We start from the raw sequence: 367 nt of genomic DNA, 5'->3' as shown, positions 1-367 counted from the left end.
AATAATTGAAATTGAAAATGTCAGTTTCGTTCCGACAACTACGCGTGTAAATAAATCTCTACCGAAATCATCAGTACCAAACGGATAGGCTAGACTCGGTCCATGTAACAGTGCATTGAACTGATTTTTAGTAGCCAATGTCGTATCAAATGTAAATTGTGACACAATTGATAATGTCAGCATGTAGACTAAAATAAGTAACCCGATAATCGCAATACGATGTCTAGTAGTTTTTCGTATAAACGATTCCCACCCGTTATAACTATGTATTTGCGATGTACGTTGGTAACGTCTAATACTTACAAACATTAATAATGTAAATACGTTGCCTGTTAATGCCATCAACAATAACAACACTTCGACGATA

At 35.1% G+C, this 367-nt stretch carries 1 pseudogene; it reads right to left on the bottom strand.

Features of this window, described 5'->3' with window-relative positions:
* Nucleotides 1-183, bottom strand: a pseudogene (locus tag GUI70_RS25415) (hypothetical protein); the annotation flags it as partial.
* Nucleotides 184-367: the final 184 nt, after the last annotated feature.

This window comes from Deinococcus alpinitundrae (assembly GCF_009982895.1).
GTDB classification, from domain to species: Bacteria; Deinococcota; Deinococci; order Deinococcales; family Deinococcaceae; genus Deinococcus; species Deinococcus alpinitundrae.
This window is presented reverse-complemented; position numbering and strand designations above follow the sequence as displayed.